Origin of the sequence: Alteriqipengyuania lutimaris (genome assembly GCF_003363135.1) — a bacterium.
In the GTDB taxonomy this organism is placed as follows: Bacteria; Pseudomonadota; Alphaproteobacteria; order Sphingomonadales; family Sphingomonadaceae; genus Alteriqipengyuania; species Alteriqipengyuania lutimaris.
On sequence record NZ_QRBB01000001.1, the window covers coordinates 2,378,667 to 2,399,976 of the forward strand.

21 protein-coding genes are annotated in these 21,310 nt (G+C 66.4%); 10 read left to right on the forward strand and 11 right to left on the reverse strand.

All coding sequences use genetic code 11. The annotated features are described in order from the left end of the window. Nucleotides 1–9 precede the first annotated feature (9 nt). The 3 genes from DL238_RS11385 to DL238_RS11395 all read right to left on the reverse strand — a co-directional run bounded on the left by DL238_RS11385 (nt 10) and on the right by DL238_RS11395 (nt 3,632). A complete protein-coding gene (locus tag DL238_RS11385) occupies nt 10–651 on the reverse strand; it encodes an XrtA/PEP-CTERM system exopolysaccharide export protein (protein ID WP_115492367.1) in 642 nt (213 codons plus the stop codon). 207 nt (nt 652–858) lie between these two features. Beyond that, nucleotides 859–2,109, reverse strand: coding sequence for a pyridoxal-dependent decarboxylase, exosortase A system-associated (locus tag DL238_RS11390; protein ID WP_115492368.1), 1,251 nt, complete (start codon nt 2,107–2,109; stop codon nt 859–861). Next, a complete protein-coding gene (locus tag DL238_RS11395; protein WP_115492369.1) occupies nt 2,106–3,632 on the reverse strand; it encodes an acyl-CoA ligase (AMP-forming), exosortase A system-associated in 1,527 nt (508 codons plus the stop codon). Before DL238_RS11395 ends, DL238_RS11390 begins: the two co-directional genes overlap by 4 nt. A 20-nt stretch (nt 3,633–3,652) precedes the next feature. Here DL238_RS11395 and DL238_RS11400 point away from each other — a divergent pair, with 20 nt between their 5' ends. Genes DL238_RS11400 through DL238_RS11415 form a run of 4 tightly spaced genes read left to right on the forward strand, consistent with a single transcriptional unit; the run spans nt 3,653 to nt 6,521 of the window. Continuing rightward, a complete protein-coding gene (locus tag DL238_RS11400; RefSeq protein ID WP_115492896.1) occupies nt 3,653–4,663 on the forward strand; it encodes a GNAT family N-acetyltransferase in 1,011 nt (336 codons plus the stop codon). A 38-nt stretch (nt 4,664–4,701) separates the two neighbouring features. Further along, entirely contained in the window at nt 4,702–5,007 is a 306-nt protein-coding gene (locus DL238_RS11405) for an acyl carrier protein (protein WP_115492370.1), read from the forward strand. Nucleotides 5,008–5,019: 12 nt separating this feature from the next. After that, entirely contained in the window at nt 5,020–5,736 is a 717-nt protein-coding gene (locus tag DL238_RS11410) for an alpha/beta hydrolase family protein (RefSeq protein WP_181883895.1), read from the forward strand. Beyond that, nucleotides 5,733–6,521: a hydrolase 1, exosortase A system-associated gene (locus DL238_RS11415; RefSeq protein WP_115492371.1), complete on the forward strand. Its 789-nt coding sequence runs from the start codon at nt 5,733–5,735 to the stop codon at nt 6,519–6,521. The genes DL238_RS11410 and DL238_RS11415 overlap by 4 nt, the downstream gene beginning before the upstream one ends. On the opposite strand, the gene DL238_RS11420 is transcribed toward DL238_RS11415, so the two are convergent. The 6 genes from DL238_RS11420 to DL238_RS11445 form a co-directional block, all read right to left on the reverse strand. Beyond that, a complete protein-coding gene (locus DL238_RS11420) occupies nt 6,518–7,726 on the reverse strand; it encodes a class I SAM-dependent RNA methyltransferase (RefSeq protein WP_115492372.1) in 1,209 nt (402 codons plus the stop codon). The genes DL238_RS11415 and DL238_RS11420 overlap by 4 nt on opposite strands. Next, a complete protein-coding gene (locus DL238_RS11425; protein ID WP_267897138.1) occupies nt 7,723–9,093 on the reverse strand; it encodes an NAD(P)H-hydrate dehydratase in 1,371 nt (456 codons plus the stop codon). The genes DL238_RS11420 and DL238_RS11425 overlap by 4 nt, the downstream gene beginning before the upstream one ends. Before the next feature lie 7 nt (nt 9,094–9,100). Next, complete coding sequence (locus DL238_RS16390) at nt 9,101–9,529, reverse strand: hypothetical protein (RefSeq protein ID WP_234031056.1); 429 nt, start codon at nt 9,527–9,529, stop codon at nt 9,101–9,103. Nucleotides 9,530–9,633: 104 nt separating this feature from the next. Then, a complete protein-coding gene (locus DL238_RS11435) occupies nt 9,634–10,371 on the reverse strand; it encodes an N-formylglutamate amidohydrolase (RefSeq protein WP_115492375.1) in 738 nt (245 codons plus the stop codon). A gap of 5 nt (nt 10,372–10,376) precedes the next feature. Next, nucleotides 10,377–11,183 carry a 4-(cytidine 5'-diphospho)-2-C-methyl-D-erythritol kinase gene (locus DL238_RS11440; RefSeq protein ID WP_115492376.1) on the reverse strand — a complete coding sequence of 269 codons (807 nt, stop codon included), beginning with the start codon at nt 11,181–11,183 and terminating at the stop codon, nt 10,377–10,379. A gap of 210 nt (nt 11,184–11,393) precedes the next feature. Next, nucleotides 11,394–13,040: an electron transfer flavoprotein-ubiquinone oxidoreductase gene (locus tag DL238_RS11445; RefSeq protein ID WP_115492377.1), complete on the reverse strand. Its 1,647-nt coding sequence runs from the start codon at nt 13,038–13,040 to the stop codon at nt 11,394–11,396. A gap of 85 nt (nt 13,041–13,125) precedes the next feature. Here DL238_RS11445 and DL238_RS11450 point away from each other — a divergent pair, with 85 nt between their 5' ends. The 6 genes from DL238_RS11450 to DL238_RS11475 all read left to right on the forward strand — a co-directional run bounded on the left by DL238_RS11450 (nt 13,126) and on the right by DL238_RS11475 (nt 19,050). Then, the gene (locus tag DL238_RS11450; RefSeq protein ID WP_115492378.1) at nt 13,126–13,932 is read left to right on the forward strand and encodes a uracil-DNA glycosylase family protein; all 807 of its coding nucleotides are present in this window, start codon (nt 13,126–13,128) and stop codon (nt 13,930–13,932) included. Beyond that, on the forward strand, nt 13,929–15,677 hold the full coding sequence (locus tag DL238_RS11455; protein ID WP_115492379.1) for a lytic transglycosylase domain-containing protein: 1,749 nt from the start codon (nt 13,929–13,931) through the stop codon (nt 15,675–15,677). Before DL238_RS11450 ends, DL238_RS11455 begins: the two co-directional genes overlap by 4 nt. A 7-nt stretch (nt 15,678–15,684) precedes the next feature. Next, complete coding sequence (moaB, locus tag DL238_RS11460; RefSeq protein ID WP_115492380.1) at nt 15,685–16,212, forward strand: molybdenum cofactor biosynthesis protein B; 528 nt, start codon at nt 15,685–15,687, stop codon at nt 16,210–16,212. An 81-nt stretch (nt 16,213–16,293) separates the two neighbouring features. Further along, nucleotides 16,294–17,286 (forward strand): sodium:calcium antiporter, encoded by a 993-nt coding sequence (locus tag DL238_RS11465; RefSeq protein ID WP_267897144.1) that lies wholly within the window; start codon nt 16,294–16,296, stop codon nt 17,284–17,286. A gap of 51 nt (nt 17,287–17,337) precedes the next feature. Next, nucleotides 17,338–18,444, forward strand: a complete 1,107-nt coding sequence (locus tag DL238_RS11470) for a PA0069 family radical SAM protein (RefSeq protein ID WP_115492382.1) — start codon at nt 17,338–17,340, stop codon at nt 18,442–18,444. Between the two features lie 102 nt (nt 18,445–18,546). Next, nucleotides 18,547–19,050, forward strand: coding sequence for a YbjN domain-containing protein (locus tag DL238_RS11475; protein WP_115492383.1), 504 nt, complete (start codon nt 18,547–18,549; stop codon nt 19,048–19,050). Between the two features lie 344 nt (nt 19,051–19,394). Here the strand turns inward: DL238_RS11475 and DL238_RS11480 are convergent, their stop codons facing one another. Together DL238_RS11480 and DL238_RS11485 are read right to left on the reverse strand one after the other, a co-directional pair. Beyond that, nucleotides 19,395–19,613, reverse strand: coding sequence for a hypothetical protein (locus DL238_RS11480; RefSeq protein ID WP_115492384.1), 219 nt, complete (start codon nt 19,611–19,613; stop codon nt 19,395–19,397). Between the two features lie 2 nt (nt 19,614–19,615). Continuing rightward, complete coding sequence (locus tag DL238_RS11485) at nt 19,616–21,238, reverse strand: long-chain fatty acid--CoA ligase (RefSeq protein ID WP_115492385.1); 1,623 nt, start codon at nt 21,236–21,238, stop codon at nt 19,616–19,618. Nucleotides 21,239–21,310 lie beyond the last annotated feature (72 nt).

The following is a 21,310-nucleotide window of genomic DNA, read 5'->3' on the forward strand; positions in this document are numbered from 1 at the left end:
TCAGGCCCCCTAGAACGCGCTTTCGGGGATGATGATGACGTCGCCGGGTGCGAGCATCACGTTGGCGTCGCTGTCGCCGCGCCGCAGCAGGTCGGACAGGCGCAGCGAATATTCGCGCTGGCGGCCGAGACGCGGATCGAAGCGGATCAGCTTGGCCCGGTTGCCCGCGGCAAATTCGCTCAGGCCACCAACTGCAATCATCGCGTCGAGCACCGTCATATTCGCACGGTAGGGGATCGACGCGGGCTTTTCGGTCGCGCCGATAATCCGCACCTGCTGGCTGAAGGTGCCTGCGAACTTGGTCACGATGACCGAGACGATCGGCTGTTCGATGAATTGCGACAGGTGCAGGCGGATATCCTCCTGCAGCATGGCCGGGGTCTTGCCCACGGCGGGCATATCGGTGACGAGCGGGATCGTGATCCGACCGTCGGGCCGCACCTGAATATTGGTCGCGCCCAGCTCCGGGTTGCGCCACACGTGGATCGACAATTCGTCGAGCGGGCCGATCACATATTCCTGACTCGGACCTTCCTGCGTCGCCACGAAATCCGCCGGAGGCAGTTCGGGGCCACCGCCGCCCATGCATCCTGCAAGCGCGACAAGGCCGAGGATTAGCGCCGAAAACTTCGCAATTGCGCGATTGCGCATGGGATAGATCCTTCCGTTAGTGTCGACCCGACGGCGCGCCCGCGGGGTGCGCACGCCTTCCTGTCCGACGATTTGGGATCTTTCCTCGTCAAAAAGGGTGAATATCCCGTTAGCTAAGGGACTTGTCTTGCGCCGTTCCCGATACGGGACGGGCAGGCACGAAGTGTTAACGGGGCTTTGTCTTCAGCGCGCTTCGAACAACGACGCTCACACCAGCATCTCGATCGCCGGTCCCTGCCCGAGGAAGTGCATCGGGCTAGCGCTCGCGCCGTAGGCCCCGGCGCAGAACACCGCGACGAGATCGCCCACCTCGGCGCGCGGCAACTCGGCCTTGTCGGACAGGCGATCCAGCGGCGTACACAGGCAGCCGACAACATTCGCAATTTCAGTGGGTTGCTCGCCATACCTGGTAGCAATTGCGAGGGGGTAGTTGCGCCGGACCACCGCCCCGAAATTGCCCGATGCCGCCAGTTGGTGATGGAGGCCGCCATCGGTGATCAGAAAAATCTCGCCATGGCTTTCCTTCCGGTCGACGATCTGGGTCAGATATACTCCCGCCTCGCCCACCAGATAGCGCCCCAGTTCGATCGCCATCTCGGTCTCGGCGAGTTCGTCGGGCAAATTCGCAAGCCTCTCGCCCAGCGCCGCACCGACCGCCGCGATATCGAGCGGCTCGTTGCCTGCAAAATAGGGAATGCCGAAACCGCCGCCGAGATTGAGCGCGGGGCACGCACGTCCCACTTCCCGAGCAATCCGCGCGGCGAGATCGAGCACATGGCCCTGCGTCTCGATCACCGCGTCGGCCTCCAGAGTCTGGCTACCGGTATAGATGTGCAGCCCGCGCCATTCGGCCCCGCCCTCGATCAACGTGGCGATCAGCGCGGGCACGCGCTGTGCGTCGAGCCCGAACTGCTTGGCCCCGCCGCCCATCTTCATGCCCGATCCGCGCATGTCGAAATCGGGGTTCACCCGCACCGCGATCTTGGGCCGAACGCCGAGCTCCCGCCCGATTTCGAGCGCACGCGCACCCTCGGTCTCGCTTTCGCAGTTGAGCGTCACGCCCGCTTCTATGGCAGCGCGGATCTCGCGCGGGCGCTTGCCCGGACCGGCGAAGCTGATGTGCGTGCCGTCGATCCCGACACCTTGCAGGATCGCGAGTTCGCCGCCCGAGGCGAGGTCGAACCCGTCGACCAGCCCCGCCATGTGGGCGATCACATCGGGATGTGGGTTGGCCTTGACCGCGTAATGGATCGCGAGGCTTTCGGGCATTGCTGCGCGCAACGCGGCCATGCGCGCGTCGAGCATGGCGCGCGAATAGACGAACAGCGGCGTGTCGCCTGCTTCGTCGACCAGATCGCTCACCTTGCGCCCGCCTATGGCAAGCTCGCCATCGAGCGTCTCGAACCCTGCGGGAATCGGGCCGAGGGGCTTGGGGGCGTTTGCGTCACGCCTGCTCATGCCGCCAGCCTTTCGCTGATTTCGCGGTACAGCGCGGTGCGGTCGATCTTGCCATTAGGATTGACCGGCAGCGCATCGCGCCACTCGATCGCATGGGGTTGCATGAAGCTCGGCAGATCGCGCTTGAGCGCGGTACGCAGAGCATCGGGCGCATCCCCGCCCTGGTCTCCGCGAACCACCAGATGGACCGCCTGGCCAAGCTTCTCGTCGGCGACACCGAAGGCGACCGCATCGCTCACCAGTCCCGTCGCCAGCGCCGCATCCTCGATTTCCTGCGGGCAAATGCGGTTGCCCGCACTCTTGATCATCGCATCGCGCCGCCCGACGAAATAGAGCAGCCCGTCGGCATCGCGCTTCACATAGTCGCCCGACCAGACCGCCGTGCCGCCATAATGCGAATGGGCGGGCGCAGGGCGATATCGCTCCGCCGTGCGCTCCGCATCCTGCCAGTACCCTTGCGCGACCAGCGGCCCGCAATGGACGAGCTCGCCTTCCTCGCCCGGCTCGGCAGGCCCGCCCGCATCGTTCACCACCAGCACTTCCGCAAAGGGCACTGCGCGGCCCATCGATGTGGGATGCGTGGCGACCAGCGCGGGATCGAGGAAGGTCGAGCGGAACGCCTCGGTCAGGCCGTACATCGGGTAGATATCCGCCTGAGGCCACCTGTCACGCATCGCACCGATCAGGTCCGGCGTCAGCGCACCGCCCGAATTGGTCAGGCGCTTGAGGCTCGTCCCCTCGCCATCCCACTTCGCTTCGACCAGCTGGCGCCACAGCGGTGGCACGGCGGCGAGCGTCGTCGCGTCATGCTTTGCCACCGCCTTGGTGACGTCGCGCGGCATCAGATAGTCGAGCGGGGCGACGCAGCCGCCTGCATACCATGTCGAAAGCAGCTGATTCTGCCCGTAATCGAAGGCGAGCGGCAGTACGGCAAGCGTCACGTCGTCGCTGCGCAGCTTCAGGTAATGCGCCACGCTGACTGCGCCCAGCCACATGTTCGCGTGGCTGAGCACCACGCCCTTGGGCTTGCCGGTCGAACCAGAGGTATAGAGGATCGCGGCGACCGACTGCGGGTCGGCAGCCGACTTTGGCAGCGGATCGAAGGCGCGCGAAGCCTCCAGCGCGTCCGCCTCTTCCATGATCGCGCAACCTTCGGGCACGTCGCCGTCTTCCAGCGTCGCCAGCCGCGCGGGTGTGCCGATCAGCAGGCTCGCGCCGCTATCGACGATGATGTGCGCCACCTGCGCGCGCTTGAGCATCGGGTTGACCGGCACGTGGATCAGTCCCGCCCGCGCTGCGGCCAGCGGCAGCAGACAGGTCAGCTCGCCCTTCGCTGCCCACGAGGCGACCCGCCCGCCGTCCTGCCCGATTTGCATGCGCAGCCATGCCGCCAGCCGACCGACACGTGTTCTTAAGTCGGCATGCGTAAGGGTGCCGTCACGCAATGCCAGCGCCGGATCGGCATCCGCGCCACGCTCGGTCAGATGGTCGAGCGGGTAGAGGGTCGGATCGGGCTGGGTCATGAGAGGGAGTGTCGGGCCTCGTGAAAGCGGAGACCGGTGGCTATCACAAGGAGGTTACCAATGTGCAAGGCGCAGACGATGCGCCGGGCGCATATGCGTGGACTTCGCCCTTCGCGCGGCCCGAATGGTTGGCGCTGCTGACCGAGGCGCGCACAGGCGCCTTCACCGTGCATGCAAATGACCCGGGCGGCGCTGCCAGTCTCGCCCTGTGCCGCACGGACGGGCGCGTGGAGGCATTGCGCAACTGGTACGCCTTCACCTGGCATCCGGAGGTATCGCCCGGCCCGCAAGGCGATGCCGCGCTTGAGAGGATCGCCCAAGACTTGAAGCGCGAAGCCCCGCGCGTCACGCTCTGGCCCCTGCCCGACGAGGATGGCGCCGCAACGCGGCTCGCCCACGCCTTCCGCAAGGCCGGCTGGGTGGTCGCGCTGACCCAGTGCGACGAAAATCATGTGCTGCCGGTGAAAGGCCGAAGCTTTGCCGAATATTGGGAGAGCCGCCCCGGGCGCATGCGCACGACCCTGAAGCGCAAGGCCAAGAAGGTCGAGGTCGAAATAGTCGAGCATTTCGATCCAAACCTCTGGAATGCATACGAAACCATCTACGCCAAGAGCTGGAAGCCGAGCGAGGACGAACCCGATCTGCTGCGCCGCTTCGCGCAGGCCGAAGGCGCGGCGGGACGCATTCGACTGGGCGTAGCGCATGCCGACGGCATACCTGTCGCGGCGCAATTCTGGACGGTCGAGAATGGCGTCGCCTACATCCACAAGCTTGCGCACCTCAAAAGCGCCAAGCCAATTTCGCCGGGCACGACGCTTTCGGCAGCGCTGTTCGAGCATGTCATCGACCGCGACCATGTCGATCTGGTCGACTTCGGCACGGGCAATGATGCCTACAAGGCCGACTGGATGGAGATGGTGCGCCCCCGCTACCGGCTCGACGCGCTCGACCCGCGCCAGCCGCGCGCCTGGCTGCCGCTGGCGAAGAGCGCGGTTCGCGCCGTCCTTGCCAGCGTGCGGGCCCAGCGCTAGGGCCACGGCCAATTTTCATTGGCGTCAGACTAAGGCTCATGACTGCACAAACATCCCAGCCGGCGGACCGGACCGGCCCCGCGCGCTCCACCATCGACCAGACGCTGCGCGCGATCCTGCGCGACGTGCTAGGCCTGTCCGAGGCGCGCACGGCAGAGCTCAAGCCCGAGAGCGGCTTGTTCGGCCACCTGCCCGAACTCGACAGCCAGGCGGTTGCCGACCTGCTGACCGAGATGGAAGACCGGTTCGACATCGTGATCGAGGACGACGAAATCGACGGCGACCATCTCGAGACCTATGGCGGCCTCCTCGCCCTCGCCGAAGCGAAGACTGTCGCTTCGTAACATGTCCGCCACGTGAGCACCCCCATCAAGTTCGTCGAATGGCCGTGCCCTGAAACGAACGGCCGCGACACGGATGGCCGGACCCGCACCGAAGCTGCACTGGTCTTCGATGGCGGGCGCACGGCGCGTCTGATGGTGATCCCGCCGCTGTTCGAGGAAGCCAACAAGCTGCGGCACACGCTCGTCGAAGTGATGCGCCGGCTCGATGTTGCGGGGATCGACGGCGTCCTGCCCGACCTGCCCGGCTGCAACGAGAGCCTCGCCCCGCTTGCCGAGCAGACGCTCGACGGCTGGCGTACGGCGGCGCGCGCAGCGGCGGAGCATTTCCACGCTACCGCCGTGCTGACAGTACGCGGGGGCGCTCTTTTAAGGCCTGCGGGCTTGCCCGGGTGGGACTATGCGCCGCAGGACGGCGGAGAAGTGCTACGCTCGATGGTCCGCGCACGGCTGATCGCCAGCAAAGAAGCGGGTGCGCAGGAAACCCGTGAAGACATCGAGGCACTGGGGTGCACGCAGGGCGCCACGCTCGCCGGATGGCAGATCGGACCGCACATGTTTGCCGCGCTGAAGGCGGCAGAGCTTCCACCGCGCGAGGACGGCGTCGCCCTGATCGATCAGGAGGCCGTCGGGGGCCGCCCGCCATGGCTGCGCGCCGAACCAGATTACGATCCTGCCCAGGCCGATGCGATCGCCGCGATCATCGCGGTCGCGATGAGGCAGGCCGAATGAGCCGTCTGCACCTCACCTTCGCCTGCGAGGGCAGCACGCTGGCGGCGACGCTGGACACTGCCCCGCTGACCACCGGGCTGCTGCTGGTCAGCGGGGGCAACGAGCTGCGCAGCGGTGCCTTCCGGGGTCAGGCGCGGCTCGCGCAGACTATCGCCAAGCGCGGTTTCCCCGTCTTCCGTTACGATCGCCGCGGGGTCGGCGACAGCGAAGGCGTCAATCTCGGCTTTTCGGATTCCGAAGCCGATATTCGCGCCGCGCTGGAGGCATTTCAAGCCATCGCGCCGCAGCTCAAGCGCGTGATCGGCCTGGGCAATTGCGACGCGGCCAGCGCGCTGATGCTGGCGGGCGGCGCGGGCTGCGACGGGCTGGTCCTGTCCAATCCCTGGACCATCGAGGACCATGCCGGGGGCAGCGGCGACTCCATGCCGCCGCCACAGGCGATCCGCGCGCGCTATCTAGAAAAGCTGGGCAATCCGCGCGAGGTCGCGCGGCTGCTGCGCGGAGGCGTGGACATGCGCAAGCTTGCCGGCGGGATTATGCGCGCCGCGCGCCCCGCCCCCGCAGCCAACGACCTCGCGACGCGGATGCAGGAAGGGCTCGCGCGGTTCGACGGGCCGACGCGTATCCTGCTCGCCAGTGCGGACCGAACCGCGCAGGCCTTCGAAGGGGCATGGCCCAGGGACGACGTCCGCCTCGTCCGCTGCGAAGGCGCGAGCCACGCGTTTGTCGAGCCGCATGCGCGCGAGTGGCTGGAGGCGAGAATCCTCGAAGCCCTGCGGGCCTAATCGCGCAGGAAAAGGCTCGCCAGTTCGACATGGGTCGACCAGCGGAACTGGCCGACGGGGCGCAGTTCGGCGAGGCGGAAGCCCGCATCCGCGAGGCGCCGCGCATCGCGTGCCCAGCTTTGCGGATTGCAGCTGATATAGGCGACGCGCGTGGCGGTGCTCTGCGCAATCTGGTCGACCTCGCTGCGCGCACCGGCGCGCGGAGGGTCAAGCAGAATGGCGCCGAATTTCGAGATCTCGGCAGCGGTCAGCGGGTCACGGAACAGGTCGCGATGCAGGGCGTGAACCGGCCTGCCCGACTGCCGCGCCGCCGCCTGGCAGGCGAGATGCGCAGCCCGGTCCGCCTCGGCCGCAAGCACCTTGCCCGGCCCGCCGAGCGCAAAGGCGAAGGTGCCCAGCCCCGCGAACAGGTCCGCCACGACCCCGTGACCCGCGCACCATTCCTTCGCCGCCGAAACAAGTGCCGCTTCGCCGTCGGAGGTCGGCTGGAGGAAGGCCCCATGCGGAAAGGCAACCGGAACGCCGCCGATCGTGACCATCGCAGGGCTCGGCTCCCACACCGGTTCGGGCCCGTAACCTTCATCGATAGAAAGCCGTGCAAGGCCCTGTTCCCGCGCGAAATCGAGCAGCGCCTCGGTCTGTGCCAGCCCGTCGGGCGCAATGCCCTTGATCTCGACTGCAACGCCGCTGTCGATCCGCGTAAGCTGGATATCGGCGGCGAGCTTGCCCTGCCAGTGGCCCAGAAGAGCGCGAAGCGGCGCGACCAGCGCGAAGAGTTCGGGCGAGAGGATATGGCATTCCGCCATGTCGACGATCCGGTGCGATCCGCCCTCGCGAAAGCCGATCACGATCTTCTTGCCGATCCGCGCAACGTGCAGCGTGGCGCGGCGGCGGCTGCGCGGCGGCGAGAGATGCGGGGGCGCCAGCACTTCGGGCTCCAGTCCCTGCGACTCCGCGGCAAAGCGCACGCGCTCGCTCACGAACTGGGCGAGCGCCGCATCGTCGGCATGCTGGAGCTCGCACCCGCCGCATTGCGGGAAGTGCCGACAGGGCGGATCGACATGATGCGGGCCGGGAATGATCTCCCCGTCCGCATCGATCGCATCGCCCGGCACCGCGCCCGCGACATGCCTGCCGCCTTCGGTCAACCCGTCGCCCTTGGCGGCGATGCGGACGACCGGGTCTGCCTGACCGGTCTGGCTCACAGGAAATCCGCCAATGCAGGATGGACCGCCTCGGCCAGCATGGCGGCGGTGAAGCCCGGCCCCGCCCGCCGTGCCGCCGCCCCATGCAGATAGACCGCCTCGATGGTAGCCCGAGAGATGTCTTCGACTGCGGCAAGTCGCGCGGTGGCGATCCCGGCGAGCACGTCGCCCGAGCCCGCGACCGAGAGCCAGCGCGACGAGGCGGGGAAGAACCGGACCTGTCCGTCCTGCGCGAGCAGCGTATCGGCACCCTTGGCGAGCACTGCGCAGCGCGCTGCCTCCCCCAGCGCCAGGGCGCGAGCGCGCTTGGTTTCGCCCTCGACTCCGAACGCCTCGCACAATTGCGCCAGCTCGCCTTCATGCGGGGTCAAGAGGATCGGCGTATCGAGACCTTCCAGCATCGCAGGTTCGATCAGGTGGAGCGCATCGGCATCGAGGACCAGCGGCTTGCCGCAGGCGAGCGCAGATCTCAGCCGCGCGCGCGCGGTATCGTCGCGCCCCAGCCCCGGGCCGACCAGCACCGCCGAAATGCGCTCGTCCCCAAGCGCATCGTCCAGCTTCGAATCATCGCGCACCAGGTCGGGCGGATGGCCCGGATGGTCGTGTTCGCTCATCCATTTGACATAGCCCGCGCCGGAAAGCGCAGCGGCCTGCGAGGCAAGCAGGCTCGCGCCCGGCATAGCGCCGCCAACCACAGCCACCAGACCGCGCGTGTACTTGTGCGCGGCGAAGGCCGGAGGCGCGATGCCCGGACGTCCGGCGACGCGCAATCCGCTCTGCCGGTCCGGCACTCCAATTGGTACGAGCCGCGCAGCTCCGATCTTTTCAAGCGAGGCGCCTGAAAAATGCGCTGATTTCCAAGCGCCGAAGGCAAGTGTCAGGCCGAATGGGGGCAGCGCCTCGGGACCGCTGCCGGTGTCGGCATCGACACCACTCGGAACATCGAAAGCGACTGCGTGGGTGTGATTCGCTGCCAGCGCACCGATGGCCGACAGCAGGTCGTCCGACGGAGGCCGCGACAGCCCGATCCCGAACAGCGCATCGACGAAGACCGTGCCGGAGACACCTTCCGCACTTTCCATGACGGGACCGGAGAACCGATCCGCCGCGCGGCGGGCGAGCTCGGACTTCGGCGCGATCGGTGCGACCACGCGCACCTCGAGCCCGCGGCTCTTCAGCGCCTGCGCCGCCACATAGCCGTCGCCGCCATTATTGCCGGGCCCGCACAGCACCGTGACCGAGCCACCCGCCGCAAGGCGAGCAATCCAGTCCGCGGCGCCCTGCCCGGCGCGCTGCATGAGGTCCCATTCCGCGATCCCGCTATCGACCAGCGCCGCCTCGGCGGCGCGCATCTGCTCGACCGTCAAGACCTGATCAGTCGGCGGTGGCGGGGAAGCGGTATCGGTTTCCGGCGATGGAGATTTCGAGCGTGTCACCGCTGAGCATTTGGTCCACCTTCTCCGCGCCTGCAACCGCTGCGAGGCCGGAACCGTCGGCAAGCACCGCGAAAAGCCGGAATCCGCCATTGGGATGGAATACTGCAAGCCATTCTTCGCCATCGACGGTGCGCGGCTCGACCGTGCAGGTGTCCGCAAAGCTGCCTGCGCCGTTCAGCGCGCAGGCGATGGAGTAGCGATCGTCGCCACCGGCAGCATCGCCGGATGGATCGTCAGCGAGAGAAGCCGAGGCATCCGGTCGGTCGGAATTGGTGCCGGCGACCAATGCGATGGCATCGCCGCCGCAGGTCACCAGTAGCGCCGCGAGCCCGGCCACGACGAATGCGGCAGCAATTTTTGTCCACATGGCCCCTCGCGATCCTGGCTTGGCGTCTCCTGAAACCCGGAGGAGAAAGACCTTAGCGGCAAATGGTAAGCAGGGCCTTTACGCTGATTCCTGGCCCACAAGGCTCAGCGCGGGCCAAGCGCGGCGAGTACCTGCTGGGCGACCTGGGCAATACGTTCCGCCCACACCGCCTGGTGGCTCTTGCGGGCGACGAGATCCTGCCGCACCTCGATCGTCAGGTAGGGGATGCCGTTGGCCTCTGCGTGCCGGTCCATCGTCGCATTGAGCTGCTTGCCCGAATAGGGTTCGTTATCGCCCACGGTGAAACCCATGTCGGTGAAGCTGTCGATGGCGATCCGCGCGGCCGAATCGTCCTGGTTGTAGAGCAGGCCGACGTCCCACGGGCGCTCTTCCCCGGTCGACCCCATGATGGGCGTGAAGCTGTGGATCGCGAGAATCAGGGCAGGCCGCGCCTCGGCAACCATCTCGGCGAAAGCCTCGTGATAGGGCCGGTGATACTCGGCGATCCGCCGTTCGACGTCGGCGCCGATATTGCCGGGGATCGTGTGCCCGTCGCTGCTGGTCACGACCAGCGCATCGTCGCCCTCGTTGCGGTGGAGATCGATGACGAGACGGCTGACAGTGGCAACCTGCGCCGGGATGCCGTGCTTTCGCGCCAGCCGCTCGGCGATGCCTGCCGTGCCGATGTCGATCGCGATGTGCTTGTCCATCAATTCGGCAGGAATGCCCAGCTCGATGTCGTCGGGTACGCGGTTGCTGGCATGGTCGGCAACGGCGATGATCCCGCCGCGCGTCATGCGTCCTTGGGGCGTTCCGAAACGGAGAAAAGGTGCGTCTGTCATGGCCGCTATCTAAGGGCGGTGGCCATGCTCCACCAGTCCGGATGCGCTTTCGCGATCGCTTCGGCCGCCCGGTCGCGGTCATTCGCGTCCGGGAAAAGCGCGAAACAGGTCGCGCCGGAGCCGGACATGCGAGCCAGCAGGGGGTCGGTGGCGCGTAGCGCGTCGAGCACATCGGCGATGACCGGGCAGATCGAGATGGCAGGCGCTTCGAGGTCGTTGCGGCCATTCAGCGCGATTGCGCGCGCCGTGCCTTCGGCCAGCGCGCCGCGATCCTGGCCATCCCATGCCTTGAAAACTGGCCCGGTGCTGAGCGCGACGCGAGGATTGACCAGCAGCACGGGCGTTCCGGCAAGGTCGTTGTCGAGCGGCGCGAGATCCTCGCCCACTCCGCGTCCCACCGCCATTTCCGAGCGGACGCACACCGGCACATCCGCGCCGAGGTCCAGCGCGCGGGCTTTCCAGTCGGCGGGCAGGCCATGGGCATTCTCGATCAGCCGGAAAACCGCGCCCGCATCGGCCGAGCCCCCGCCCAGCCCCGCCGCGACGGGCAGGTTCTTTTCGAGCGTGATCGCAAGGCCACCGGGATGCGGCAGCGCGCTCAGTGCCCGCGCGACGAGGTTGTCACCCGGGTCGCCGACATTGCCGCCGAACTCGCCGACAGTGCGCACTTCGTCGCGCGCCGTCGGCTCAGCGCTCAGCACATCGCCATGCTCGCAAAAGGCGAACAGCGTCTTGAGCTCATGATAGCCATCCTCGCGCCGCTGGCGGACATGCAGCGCAAGGTTGAGCTTGGCGTAGGCCGTTTCGCGCATCAAAGCCCTCTCCCCTCGAGGGGAGAGGGTTGGGAGAGGGGTGCGCTGCGCCTGCAATCCTTCAAACCCCTCTCAACTATGCTTAGCGAGCAGGCTCGCAAGGCTCCGTATCCCTCCCCGAACGGGGCGAGAGAAGTCGTCCCGGAAGGACTTGGGGGACCAGATACGAGAGCCATCAATGACGAGGACGGGCTTGGCAGGCAGCCCGCATCACATATTCGGATAGTTCGGCCCGCCGCCGCCTTCTGGCACGGTCCAGACGATGTTCTGGTTCGGGTCCTTGATGTCGCAGGTCTTGCAGTGGACGCAGTTCTGGGCGTTGATCACGAACTTGTCCTCGCCCGTGTCCTCGTCCTTCACCCATTCGTAGACGCCCGCGGGGCAGTAGCGCTGCGAGAGGCCGGCATAGACGCCCAATTCGCTTTGCTTCTGCAGTTCCATGTCCAGCACCTTGAGGTGCTTGGGCTGGTCTTCCGCGTGATTGGTGAAGCTGTAGGCGACGCTCGTCAGCTTATCGAAGCTGATTTCGCCGTCGGGCTTGGGATAGACGATCGGGTCGTGCAGGTCGGCGCGCTGCGTGTGCTTGTAGTCGGGCGTGTGCTTGAGCGTGAACGGCAGGCCGATCTTCAGCGTGCGCATCCACATGTCGATCCCGGCCATCACGGTGCCGATGTCGCCACCCAGCTTGGCAATCGCGGGCTGGGCGTTCTTCACCTTCTTGAGCTCGGTCGCGATCCAGCTGGTCCGCACCGCCTCTTCGTATTCGTCGAGCTGGGTGTGTTCCTTGCCCGCCGCGATCGCCGCCGCCACGCTTTCGGCCGCCAGCATCCCGCTCTTCATCGCGGTATGGCTGCCCTTGATCCGCGGTACGTTGACGAAGCCTGCCGAGCAGCCGACCAGCGCGCCGCCGGGGAAGGCGAGCTGCGGCACGCTCTGCCAGCCGCCTTCGTTGATCACGCGCGCGCCATAGGCCACGCGCTTGCCGCCCTCGATGATCGCGCAGATATCGGGGTGGTGCTTCCAGCGCTGGAATTCCTGGTAGGGCGAGAGATAGGGGTTCGCGTAGTCGAGCGCGACCACGAAGCCCAATGCGACCTGGTTGTCGCCGATATGGTAGAGGAAGCCGCCGCCCCAGCTGTCATTGTCGAGCGGCCAGCCCTGCGTGTGGATCACCCGGCCCGGAACGTGCTTCTCGGGATCGATCTCCCACAGCTCCTTCATGCCGAGGCCGTAGGTCTGCGGCTGGCAGTCCTTCTCGAGGTCGTACTTCGCCTTGAGCTGCTTGGTCAGGCTGCCACGCGCGCCTTCGGCGAACAGCGTGTACTTGGCATGGATTTCCATGCCCGGCTGCCAGTCGTCCTTCTTCGAGCCGTCTTCCGCGATACCCATGTCCGCAGTGGCGACGCCGGTGACGGCGCCCGTCTCGTCATAGAGAATTTCGGCGGCGGGGAAGCCGGGGAACACCATCACGCCCATGCTTTCCGCCTGCTCACCCAGCCAGCGGGTGAGGTTGGCGAGGCTGCCGGCATAATTGCCCTTGTTGCTCATCAGCGGGGGCATGAGGGCATGCGGCATGGGGAACTTGCCGTTCTTGCGCAGCATCCAGTGCCAGTTGTCGGTCACGGGCACTTCGCCGATCGGGCAGTCCATCTCCTGCCAGTTCGGGAACAGTTCGCTGAGCGCCTTGGGATCGTGCACGACGCCCGAAAGGATATGCGCGCCGATCTCCGAACCTTTCTCGAGAACGATGACTTCGAGCTCTTCGTTGATCTGCTTGAGACGGATGGCTGCGGCCAGCCCGGCGGGCCCGCCACCAACCACCAGCACGTCGCACGGCATGGATTCGCGTTCGGTCATAGTCCCCTTAAAGCCCTTTCCCGGCTGATTTTGCGTTTGTTCCGACTTGATTGCCTGCGCGCCACAGGTCAAGACCTGCCTTGGAATGGCCGATCTTTCCACCCAGCCCGCCGCGATCCGTGAAGCGTTCCTCGCCAGCCTCGACTGGTGGCGGGAGGCAGGCGTGGAAGAGCATGTCTCCGATACGCCTTCGGGGTGGCTCAAATCGCGCGAAGAGGCTGCACCGGGGCCCACCGCCGTAGAAGAAACCGCAATTGCCCCTGCCCCTGCTGCCGAACCGGTTCGCAAGGGCGCGCTATCGCGCTTCCTCGCCGATGCCGACAGGGCCAGCCACCCGGGCGATCCGGGCGAATGGCCCGAAAGCCTCGAAAAGTTTCGGACCTGGTGGATGGAAAGCGACCAGGTCGACGCGCCGGGCGCTTTTCCGCGCGTCGCGCCGCACGGACTGTCACAGGCCGAGGCCATGCTGGTGATCGACCAGCCGCAGGCGAACGACGAAGGCACGCTGCTGGGCGGACCTGCGGGAACGCTCGCGAACAACATGCTGCGAGCGATGGGCATCGCACAGGACGAGCGCTATGTCGCCAGCCTGCTGCCGCGCCACACGCTGCGGCCCGACTGGAAGGCGGTAGGCGAAGCGGGATATGGCAAGCTGCTGCTCCACCACATCGCGCTCGCCGCCCCGAAGCGGTTGATCGTGTGCGGAGAACGCATCTGGTCGCTGCTGGCGCACGAAACGGCGCAGGATCCGGGAGCGTTAACCATTAGCGCCGGTGAGTTTGGTAATGTCCCGGCCTTCGCGATACCGGATTTGCCGACCCTCCTGCGCAATCCGGCCAAGCGCGCCCAAACCTGGACCCGATGGCTCGACTGGAACGAAAGCCCCCGATGAAACGCATTCTCTTTCCGCTGGCAGCCATGCTCGCCCCCCTCGCCAGCGCTACGCCCGCCCTCGCGCAAAACTCCGCCGCCGACTATTTCCGTGCGCGCGCCGCCAGCTCCAACATCCCGCAGGTGCTGACCGAGAGCGATCGCCAGTTCTATGCGCAGGTCTTCGCCGCGCTCGAAAGCGGTAACTGGGGCGAGGTCGAGACCCTGCTCGCGCAGCGCGGCGACGAGCCGCTCAAGCTGGTGGCGCAGGCGGAATACTACCTCGATGCCAACAGCCCGCGGATCGAGCTGCCTGCGCTGCAGGAATGGCTCGCGAAGGGAAGCCAGCTCCCGCAGGCACAGCAGATCACGGACCTTGCCCTCAAGCGGGGTCTGATGAGCGCACCCTACCTTCCGCAGGAGCAGAGCTTCCTCCCGCAAGGCTATGCCAGCAAGCGCATCCTGCCGCGCGATACCGACGACGGCACGATGCCGGGCGACATCAAGGCCGCGATTCTCGACCGGATCAGCAACGACGATCCCGATGGCGCACGCGTGCTGCTCGACGGCGTCGATGCCGGGCTGAGCAGCGAAGCACGGGCCGAATGGCGCCGCCGCGTCGCGTGGAGCTACTACATCGAGAACGACGATGCTGCCGCGCTCGCCATGGCGCGCACCGTACGCGATGGTTCGGGGCCCTGGGTCCCCGAGGGCGACTGGGTGATCGGCATTGCGGCATGGCGGATGGGCGATTGCGCCACTGCCGCCGACGGCTTCGACCGTGCCGCTGCGACCGCGATCAATCCCGAGCTTTCGGCTGCCAGCTATTACTGGGCAAGCCGCGCCTATGTCCGCTGTCGCCAGCCCGAGAAAGCCGCCGAGAAGCTGCGCGGTGCGGCGATGATGGACGAGACGCTCTATGGCATGCTCGCCCGCGAACAGCTGGGGCAGGCCCTGCCACGCGCGGGTGAGACGCCCGACCTCGACGAGGCCGACTGGCGGCGCCTGAACGGAGAGGCGAACGTCCGGGTCGCCGTCGCGCTGGCGCAGATCGGGCAGGACGACCTGGCCGACGAAGTGCTGCGCCACCAGGCGCGGATCGGCGATCCCTCGCAATTCACGGCCCTGTCGCGCCTCGCGCGCGAGCTGGGCCTGCCCTCCACCCAGTTGTGGATGGCGCACAACGCGCCGCGCGGCGGCACACCTGACCCGGCGCTGCGTTTCCCCGTGGCGCGGTGGGAGCCGGTGACCGGCTGGCAGGTGGACCCCGCGCTCGCCTATGCGCACGCCTTGCAGGAATCGAACTTCCGCGCCTCGGTCGTCAGCCCCGCTGGCGCGCGCGGGCTGATGCAGATCATGCCCGCCGCGGCGCAAGACCACGGCCCCAGCCTCGGCATCACCGGCAATCCGCGTGCGCTCAACCAGCCCGGCGTCAATCTCGCCTTCGGCCAGCGGCATCTGCAGATGCTGCGTGATCATCCCTCAACCGAGGGCAAGCTGCCCAAGATCATGGCCGCCTATAATGCCGGACTGTCGCCGGTCGGGCGATGGAACACCGAGGTTCGCGACCAGGGCGACCCACTGCTCTACATGGAATCGATCCCCTATTGGGAAACCCGCGGCTATGTGGCGATCGTCACACGTAACTACTGGATGTACGAGCGGCAGGCGGCCGCGCCCTCGCCCAGCCGGCAGGCGCTCGCCATGAACCGCTGGCCGGGCTTCCCCGAGGCCGCTCCGCCCTCGCAACGCTTCACGCAGCGCTGACCGGAGAATGGGTATCGACGAAACCCGCACCTTCCAGCCCATCGGCATCGCGCTGGTAACGGTGTCGGACACGCGCGATGCGTCGACGGACACGTCGGGCGATATCCTCGAGGCGCGCGTGCGCGAAGCCGGGCACGATCTGGTCGAACGCACGATCTGCCCGGACGATGCGGCCGAGATTTACGACGTTCTGCGCCGTTTCATCGCCAGCAAGGATGTCGATGCGGTCATCACAACGGGCGGAACGGGGCTGACCGGGCGCGACGTGACGCCCGAAGCGCTCGACCGGGTGAAGGACAAGGACATTCCCGGCTTCGGCGAACTGTTCCGCTGGATCAGCTATGACCAGATCGGCACCTCCACCATCCAGAGCCGTGCCTGCGCGGTGCTGGCGGGAGACACCTTCATCTTCGCGCTGCCCGGCTCGAACGGCGCCGTGAAGGATGGATGGGACCGTATCCTCAAGGACCAGCTCGACAGCCGCCACCGCCCCTGCAACTTCGTCGAGCTTATGCCCCGCTTGCTGGAACGATAGGCGCACCTGCGGCCTTCTACCGGCAGGGAGGCCCGCACAATCCCCGATATCCAGTCCCTGCCCCTGCCGTGGCTCGGCGCGCTGTTCGGCGCGAGCGCGCTGCTGATCGCGTTCTTCGGCAGCAAGATGGCGCGCATCGCGGACGTACTCGCGGACCGCACGGGCCTCGGCGAAGCGCTGGTCGGCGCGGTGCTGCTGGGCGCGGGGACCAGCATCTCGGGCATCGTCACCTCGGTCACCACCGCCGCCGGCGGTGCGCCCGAGTTTGCCGTGTCCAACGCGCTCGGCGGGATCGCGGCGCAGACCATGTTTCTCGCGCTGGCCGACATCTTCTACCGCCACGTCAATCTTGAACATGCGGGCGCGAGCACGGTGAACCTGGGCCAGGCGACCGTCCTGATCCTGCTCTCGGTGATGCCCATAATGGCCTACGCCGCGCCGGAAATCGCGTTCTACGGCGTCCACCCGATCAGTCCTATAATGATCGCGATCTACCTCGTCGGCCTGCACAACGCGCATGCGATCAGGCAGGAGCCGATGTGGCAGCCCAAGGAAACGCCGGGCCTGCGCCTCGAAGAAGACGATCCGGAGGACGATCCGCGCTCCACCATGCTGCTGGCGGCATCCTTCGCCGGCCTCGTGCTGATCGTCGGCGGATGCGGCTGGGTGGTCGGCGAGACGGGGCTGGCCCTGAGCGCGGAATTGGGAATTTCGCAGGGCGTCGTGGGCGCGCTGGGCACTGCGGTGGTCACATCCCTGCCCGAACTTGTCACCACCATCGCGGCCGTGCGGCGTGGCGCGCTGCAGCTGGCGATCGGCGGGATCATCGGCGGCAACATGTTCGACGCGCTGTTCGTTTCGGCAAGCGACATTGCCTATCGCGAGGGGTCGATCTTCCACGCAATCGGCGAACGCACGGTATTCTGGATGGCGCTCGTCACGGTGATGACCGCGATCCTGCTGATGGGCCTTCTGCGGCGCGAGAAGCAGGGTCCGGCGGGTATCGGCTGGGAAAGCGTGCTGCTGCTGCTGGTCTGGCTCGGCGCGGCAGGCCTGCAGGTGGCGCTGGGCTGAGCGCCACGCGGGGGGCTTGGCGGCCCCGTTTGTTCTTACTATGTTCCTCACATGGAAGAGACTCGGGAAACGGCGGTGAAGGCGCCCATTATTCGCGGAAGGGGCGCACAGAGTGGGGATGTGTCCGCTCGCTTCGGGCTGCATGAGCGCGAAGCCGATGGAGACTGGCGCGACGAGGCCGAGGCGATCGACGGTCCTGCTCCGAAGCTGCGCACCGAGGTGACGATCGAGCATCCGCGCTCGATCCTCAGTTTCAACCAGTCGCCCGATATCGGCTTCGACCGATCGGTGAATGCCTATCGTGGCTGCGAGCATGGCTGCATCTATTGCTTCGCACGCCCCACCCACGCCTACCTCGACCTGTCGCCCGGGCTCGATTTCGAGAGCAAGCTCTTCGCCAAGCTCGACGCGGCGAAGCTGCTGGCGGAGACGCTGTCCAAGCCGGGCTACCGGCCCCGCCCTATCGCGATGGGAACGAACACCGATCCCTACCAGCCAATCGAGGCGCGCTATCGAATCACGCGCGCAATGCTCGAAGTGTGCCTCGACGCGCGCCACCCGGTAACCATCACCACCAAGTCCGACCGCGTACTGGCCGACCTCGACATCGTGCAGGAAATGGCGCGGAAGGAACTAATAGCGGTGGCGATTTCGGTTACCTCGCTCGATCCGCGCCTCTCGCGCCTGATCGAACCGCGTGCGCCATCCCCGGCCAAGCGCCTTGCCGCGCTGGCCAAGCTGACCGAGGCGGGCGTACCGACCCATTGCTCGATTGCGCCCGTCATACCTGCGATCACCGACGATGCGATGGAGGGGATCGTCGAGCGGGCGGCCGAACTCGGAGTGACCTCGGCCGGATGGATCCCGCTGCGCCTGCCGCACGAGGTTGCGCCGCTGTTCCGCGAATGGCTGGAAACGCATTTCCCCGATCGCAAGGACAAGGTGATGTCCATCGTCCGCTCGATCCGCAACGGGCGCGATAATGATCCCGATTTCTTCAGTCGGTTGAAGCCCACCGGCGTATGGGCCGACCTCTTCCGGGCGCGATTCCGTGTCGCATGCAGGCGCGCCGGGATCGGCGATGGCAAGGTCAAATTCCAGCTCGATTGCTCGCACTTCCGCGCGCCTATGACCGGCGGGCAGATGCGCCTTCTATAGACACGGTGTCTCAATGCTCAGGCGTACGATCCCGAAACGCCTACTTGTGCCGCATCATGCCGCTGATAGTGTTCGCGCGGGAAACCATGACCGGGGGGAATTATGAAATATTCGATCGCACTCGCGCTGATGTTTGCGGCGGGCAGCGCCACCATGGCGCAGGCGCAAACTTATGATGCGGATCGCCAGCTCGACCGTTTCACACGCGATGCGTTCAAGGCGACCCTGTCCGAATTGGATGCGACCGCCAGCGACGTGGACGGCGAACCCAACATGTCGGTGGAGTTCGCCAACGGGCTGAAAGCGGACGCGCTGCTGATGGCGTGCGCGGACCAGGCGACATCGGCCAATTGCATGGGCACCTCGATCCTCGCGACGTTCACGCGACCGGAGAATGCGACCGGCGCGCAGATCGCGGCCGCTATCAACGAATACAACTATCGGCAGAACTTCGGCCGCGCTTACGAGTCCCCGACGGGCGAGATCAGCCTGCGGATGTATATTATCGCCGATGGCGGAATCACGATGGAGAATTACGGCCGACAGCTGGGGCTGTTCTCTGCCTCGGCAGAGCGCTTCATCGGCTATCTGAACGGCGAAAATTAGCGCCCCGGTTCGCCTGCCGATGCGGGATCGGCCCGTCTCGAAGTGCCACGCTACGCACGAGAGCGGGCCCTCGTGGGCCATGCGCTGTCCTACCTGGACCGGTTGCGCTACCGCCGGGGTGGCTCTTCGGCAGTGTGAATGCGCGCGTGATTTCGGCCCGCTCAAGGGGCGGAGTTTTTTTTGCCCTTGGACACTGTGTGAGGTGTGTCAGGCAACGCGGGAACTCCCCGCTAGCCGAACCCGCTTTCGCCCTCGCCTCCGGCGTCATTGGGCGGGAATGGGACGAGGCGGCTGCTGGCGAGCGCGGCGGTCCTCGAAGTTCTCGGTGCTCGGTCGATGAGAACCTACTCCCTGTCGGATGGCGATGCGGGCGCGAGCCTTTTGGCGATCGCCCAGGCAGGCCGCGCTGCAACCAGCATGCAGCCAAGGCCGAGCACGCTGAGCGCCGTGGGCGTGAGGAACTCGGCCCCGCGCACCGCGCTCAGCGCGAGCGTCATCAGGAGAAACACGACCATCGCGAGACCGAGCCCGATCATGAGCGCAAAGGCGAGGCGTAGGTTCACCGCTAGGCGCCTGCGGCCTTTGCCTCGGGCAGCCGGTAATCTGCGAAACGCTCGCGCAGGTCCTTCTTGCTGATCTTGCCGGTGGCGGTGTGCGGGATGTCGTCCACGAACTCGACCGCGTCGGGCAGCCACCACTTGGCGACGTGATCCTTGAGGTAGTCGACAACGTCCTCGCCAGTCACGTCCTGTCCTTCCTTCCGGATACAGAACAGGACCGGCCGCTCGTCCCACTTGGGATGGTACATGCCGATCGCGGCCGCCTCGGCGATGGCGGGGTGGCCTGCCGCGGCATTCTCCAGCTCGACCGAGCTGATCCACTCGCCGCCCGACTTGATCACGTCCTTGGTCCGGTCGGTGATCTGCATGGTGCCGTCCGGGTGCAGGATCGCGACATCACCGGTGTCGAACCAGCCATCGGGCGTCAGCGCTTCTTCGTCGGCCTTGAAGTAGCGGCGAATGACCCACGGCCCGCGGATCTGCAATGCACCCGACGTCTCGCCATCGCGCGGCAGGACCTTGGTGGGATCGTCGAGATCCACCGTACGCAGCTCCACGCCGAATATCGGACGCCCCTGCATCGCGGCTTTGTCCACCTTCTGGTCGAGGGTGAGCTGGTCCCAGTCCCACGTCGGCCCGCCGAGCGTACCGATGGGCGAGGTTTCCGTCATGCCCCAAGCATGCTGGACGCGAATTCCCGCCTCCATCAGGCGGCGGATCATGAACTTGGGCGCGGCAGAGCCGCCGATGGTCGCCGCGCGCAGCCTGGGCAGCGGCTTGTCGGTCGTGTCGCAATACTGGAAGGTTGCGAGCCACACGGTGGGCACGCCCGCACTGTCGGTTACGCCCTCGCGCTCCATCAATTCGTAGAGTACCGCCGGATCGTTGATCGCGGAGAACACGAACTTGATCCCCGCCATGCCACCCGCGAAAGGCAGCCCCCAGCTCGCGGCGTGGAACATCGGGACCACCGGCAGCATCACCGAAGAGGCATCGAAATTGAAAGCGGGCGGCTGGATTGCGGCCATCGCGTGCAGCACGGTGGAGCGATGCTCGTACAGAACGCCCTTTGGATTGCCGGTCGTCCCGCTGGTGTAGCAGAGCATGCACGGATCGCGCTCTTCGATCCGCGGCCACTGATAATCGCCGCTTTGTGCGCCGATCCAGTCCTCGAAGCCCTGCACACCCGCATCTTCAGCCGGGTCGTAGCAGACGTAATGCTCGATGCTGGTCCAGCGGTCCTTCATCTTGTCGACGATGGGCTGAAAAGCGGCGTCGTAGAGCAAGACCCGGTCTTCGGCATGATTGGCGATGTATTCGAGCTGATCCTCGAACAGGCGCGGGTTGATCGTGTGGAGCACCCCGCCCATTCCGGCTACCCCGTACCAGCTGACGAGGTGACGAGAATGGTTCATCGCAAGGCTGGCGACACGGTCGCCCTTCCTGATCCCGAGAGCCTCCAGCGCCTGCGCCATCTTCAGCGCGTCGCGCCTGATGCAGGACCAGTTCGTGCGCGTCTCGCTCCCGTCGGCCCAGTGGGTCACGATCTCGCGCGTCGGCGTCTCACGCGCGGCGTGATCGATCACGTGGGTAACCACGAGATCCCAGTCTTGCATCGCTCCGAGCATTCTTTCTCCCTTCTCGGTGAATTTTTTTGTCTTCGAGAATGCGCAGGAAATGCGACGCCCGCAAGACGTCGG